Annotated in this window: 4 protein-coding genes; 3 read left to right on the plus strand and 1 reads right to left on the minus strand. The window is 61.9% G+C overall.

Annotation, left to right across the window (positions count from 1 at the left end; genetic code table 11):
* On the minus strand, positions 1 to 228 hold a 228-nt coding region (gene ssb / locus VFB05_RS02195; RefSeq protein ID WP_325008306.1), incomplete at its 3' end, for a single-stranded DNA-binding protein.
* A 471-nt stretch (positions 229 to 699) separates the two neighbouring features.
* On the opposite strand from ssb, the gene VFB05_RS02200 reads away from it, so the two are divergent.
* From VFB05_RS02200 to uvrA, 3 genes are all read left to right on the plus strand, one after another.
* The gene (locus tag VFB05_RS02200; protein ID WP_325008308.1) at positions 700 to 1446 is read left to right on the plus strand and encodes an outer membrane protein; all 747 of its coding nucleotides are present in this window, start codon (positions 700 to 702) and stop codon (positions 1444 to 1446) included.
* Positions 1447 to 1664: 218 nt separating this feature from the next.
* Positions 1665 to 2453 (plus strand): outer membrane protein, encoded by a 789-nt coding sequence (locus VFB05_RS02205; protein WP_325008310.1) that lies wholly within the window; start codon positions 1665 to 1667, stop codon positions 2451 to 2453.
* A gap of 231 nt (positions 2454 to 2684) precedes the next feature.
* Positions 2685 to 4683: excinuclease ABC subunit UvrA (gene uvrA / locus VFB05_RS02210; protein ID WP_325008312.1), on the plus strand; the 1999-nt coding region annotated here is incomplete at its 3' end.

Genomic DNA, 4683 nt, shown 5'->3' on the forward strand with positions numbered 1-4683 from the left:
GGCGCCCTTCTTCAGGTATTGCTCGGCGACCTTGCACAGGCCTTCGTTGAAGATCACGACGCGATGCCACTCGGTCTTTTCCTTGCGCTCGCCGGTTGCCTTGTCGCGCCAGCTCTCCGAGGTGGCGATACTGAGATTGGCGATCGGCCGCCCATCCTGGGTCCGCCGGATTTCGGGATCCTTGCCGAGATTTCCGACCAGAATCACCTTGTTCACGCTTCCTGCCATCGCCGTTCTCCACTTACTCCGCTATCCAAGCCGCAGACCCTATACGCCTGCCTGCCGGGTTCGCCCGGCCCATGCCTGTGTTATCCCCACATATAGCAGGTCGGATTGAAATGTTCCAGTTTTGTTCCGGTGTGGTTTTGAGAAAGCCCCAAGTAAAGCCCCAAGTGAGGAAGCCTACGGAATTACCGGGAAAATCACTGGAAAAGGTACTTGCGCCGCGCCCAATCCCGTCCTTTCCGGTCCCGCCACCGCGCTCGCAGCGCCTTTGGCGCAGGCGACAAAACGCATGACAAATCATTAACTTCGCGCCGGTCCACTTCGTTATGGAGTGTGGCTTTTAAGAGACGGCCGTCAGGGCCAAACTGCGGTAGGATCGAGTCCAATCAGGGGTGGAATGGGCGCTCCTTCGATCGATGGGACTAAACGCTTCCTTGGAAAAGCGAAGCGGACGAAGAAGCCGGAGTTGTTGGAATGAAGAGGATGATGCTGGGCGCTGTCGCTCTCCTCGCGTTGGGAGCAGTGGCACCGGCAGTGGCGGCTGATCTGCCTCCCGCACCCGCCTACAAGGCGCCGGTGGCGATGATGCCTGCCCTCTACGACTGGAGCGGCGTCTATGTCGGCGCCAATGGCGGCTGGGGAACGTCGAACCGCTGCTTTGACGTGACTGGTCCCACGATCATCGGCCCCGATGGCTGCCACACCACCTCAGGCGGATTTGCCGGTGCACAGGCTGGATATCGCTGGCAGACCGGTTCGTGGGTGTGGGGTTTTGAAGCCCTTGGCGACTGGGCCAGCTTGCGTGGCAGCAGCGTCGCTCTGACCAACCCGACCCGCATTGATCGCTCCCGCGTCGACGCGTTCGGATTGTTCACCGGCCAGGTCGGCTACGCCTGGAATACGGCGTTGCTGTATTTCAAGGGCGGCGGAGCGGTCGTTGCCGATCGCAACGACATCATTTCCAACGGCGCGCTCGTTGCAACCTCCTCCGGCGACAATCGCTGGGGCGGCGTTGTCGGCGCCGGTGTCGAATTTTCGTTCGCGCCGAACTGGTCGGCCGCGATTGAATACGACCACCTGTTCGTCGCCAACGCCAACACCACCTTCACCAACCCGGTTGGCGGCGCGGTGGTCTCGACTGACCGCATCCACGGCGACACCGACCTGGTGTCGGTGCGCGTCAACTATCGCTGGGGCGGTCCGGTCGTCGCAAAATACTGATCGCGCTTCACCCGCTTGATCTCGAAAAGGCCGGCCGTTGTGCCGGCTTTTTTGTTGACTGAACTCGTCAGGCGATCACGTTCAGGTTGCAGATTTTGGACGGAGTTGTGGTGTTTCGGTTACGGTATTTTGCCGGCGGCTGCGCTATCGCTTCGCGCATCAAATGATTCAGTTGCTGGTTGCGGCCGGCCGACCTGAGAACCAAGGTGAGAGACAAAATGAAAAAGGCCCTGCTGGTCGGCGTCAGTCTTGTTGCCATGGGAGTTGCGCCCGCGAGCGCGGCCGACCTTCCCGCCCGCGCGCCGGTCTACACCAAGGCGCCCGTCATGGCGCCGATGTACAACTGGTCCGGATTTTACGGCGGTCTGAATGCTGGTGGCGCCTCGAGCCACAATTGCTGGGACATCACCAATGATGGCTTCGGCCCGGTGCCCGCAACCGGCATCGGTTGCCACAATGCGACCGGCGGCCTGGCTGGTGGCCAGATCGGCTACCGCTGGCAGATGACGAGCTGGGTCTTCGGCCTGGAAGCGCAGGGCGACTGGGCAAGCCTGAAGGGATCGAACACCAGCACGATCGGGACCTTCGGCGGTTTCCCGTTCTCGGATCAGACCAGGATCGACGGCATCGGCCTCTTCACCGGCCAGATCGGTTATGCCTGGAACAACGTGCTCTGGTACGGCAAGGCCGGCGCGGTCGTCACGCACAATACGTATAGCGGGATCTCGCAAGTCACCGTCGGCGCTTTCCCGGCCGGCTTTGTCTTCGATCAGGCGAAAGAGACGCGCTGGGGTGGTGCGATCGGAACCGGTCTCGAACTCGGCCTTGGCGGCGGCTGGTCGATCGCTGTCGAATACGATCATCTCTTCATGGGCAACGGCAGCAGCGTCAACTTCATCAACTTCCAGGGCGGCTTCGATCGCGCCAACAGCATCAAGCAGGACGTCGACATGGGCACAGTGCGCGTGAACTACACGTTCGGCGGCCCCGTCGTGGCGAAGTACTGATCATCGCAAACCGCGTCTGAGTTCGAAAAAGCCGGCGATTTCGCCGGCTTTTTGTATTCCGATGCTGACCGCTGCTGCCATGTTCCAACTATCCGTTGATGGCGCGCACGCGGCGCTGGAAATCCTCTCCCGTTCTTCCTATGTTCCGAGCATAGCCATTGGCGTCCGATCGCGTTGCCGCGACGCGCCCCGAAACGTCGCGCGGCCACTCGCGCGCCTGGAAATGCCGATATGGATGAAATTCTCAAAGCGCGCCGCCAGCAATCCGCAAGTTCATTGCGAGCGATCACCATTCGCGGCGCGCGCGAACATAACTTAAAGAACATCGACGTCGAGATTCCCCGCGACAAGCTCGTGGTGTTCACGGGCCTCTCCGGCTCCGGCAAATCCTCGCTCGCGTTCGACACCATCTACGCCGAAGGCCAGCGCCGTTACGTCGAGTCGCTCTCGGCCTATGCGCGGCAGTTCCTCGAGATGATGCAGAAGCCAGACGTCGACCAGATCGACGGACTTTCGCCGGCCATTTCGATCGAGCAGAAGACCACGTCGAAAAATCCGCGTTCGACCGTCGGCACCGTCACCGAGATCTACGACTACATGCGTCTCTTGTGGGCGCGCGTCGGCGTGCCCTACTCGCCCGCCACGGGCCTTCCCATCGAAAGCCAGATCGTCTCGCAGATGGTCGATCGCGTGCTCGCGCTGCCCGAGGGCACGCGGCTCTATCTGCTGGCACCGGTGGTGCGCGGCCGCAAGGGCGAATACAAGAAGGAGCTCGCCGAATATCTCAAGAAGGGTTTTCAGCGCGTCAAGATCGACGGCAAGTTCTACGAGCTCGCCGAAGCGCCGACGCTCGACAAGAAATTCCCGCACGACATCGACGTCGTGGTCGACCGCATCGTGGTGCGGGGCGACATCGGCCAGCGTCTCGCCGAAAGTTTCGAGACCGCGCTGAAGCTCGCCGAAGGCCTGGCTGTGATCGAATACGCCGATGCGCCGGCTCCAGCCGCCGAAGTCGACGACAAGAAGAAAGTCGCCAAGATCCACGACAAGAGCGGGCCGGAGCGGATTCTGTTCTCGGAGAAGTTCGCCTGCCCCGTTTCCGGCTTCACGATTCCGGAAATCGAGCCGCGGCTGTTCTCGTTCAACAACCCCTACGGCGCCTGTCCGGCCTGCGGCGGACTCGGCATCGAGCAGCATATCGACGAAGACCTCGTCATTCCCGACAAGGAATTGACGCTGCGCAAGGGCGCGATCGCGCCCTGGGCCAAGTCGTCCTCGCCCTATTACATCCAGACGCTGACGGCGCTTGCGAAATTCTACAAGTTCACCCTCGACACCAAGTGGAAGGACTTAGCCAAGAAGACGCAAGCCGCGATCCTGCACGGCTCGGGCGAGGACGAGATCAAGTTCTCCTACGAAGATGGCGTGCGCTCCTACGACACCAAGAAGCCGTTCGAGGGCGTCATCACCAACATCAACCGCAGATATCGCGAGACCGAAAGCGAATGGGCGCGCGAGGAGCTCGGCAAGTATTTCTCCGACGTGCCGTGCGAGGCCTGCCACGGCCATCGGCTGAAGCCCGAAGCGCTGTGCGTCAAGATCGGCGGCAAGCATATCGGCGAAATCTCGGAGCTTTCCGTGCGCCGCGCCGGCGAATGGTTCGAGACCGTGCCGAAGGTGCTCAATGCGCAGCAGAACGAGATCGCCGCGCGGGTGCTCAAGGAAATCCGCGAACGGCTCTCCTTCCTGCTCGATGTCGGCCTCAACTATCTGACCCTGTCGCGTTCGTCCGGCACATTGTCCGGCGGTGAAAGCCAGCGCATTCGCCTGGCCTCGCAGATTGGCTCCGGCCTAACCGGCGTGCTCTATGTGCTCGACGAGCCCTCGATCGGCCTGCACCAGCGCGACAACGCGCGGCTGCTCGAGACCCTCAAGAGACTTCGCGACCTCGGCAACACCGTTGTTGTGGTCGAGCATGACGAGGACGCCATTCGGCTGGCCGACCACGTGCTCGATATCGGCCCCGGCGCCGGCATGCATGGCGGCGAGATCGTCGCGCAGGGCACGCCCGCCGACATCATGCACAATCCGGACTCGCTGACCGGCAAATACCTCACCGGCGAACTGTCGGTCGACGTGCCCGAGCGGCGGCCGCCGAACCATCGCCGCACCATCAAGGTCGTCAACGCGCGCGGCAATAACCTCAAGAACGTCTCGGCGGAAATTCCGC

It is taken from the genome of Bradyrhizobium sp., assembly GCF_035652035.1.
Lineage (GTDB): Bacteria > Pseudomonadota > Alphaproteobacteria > Rhizobiales > Xanthobacteraceae > Bradyrhizobium.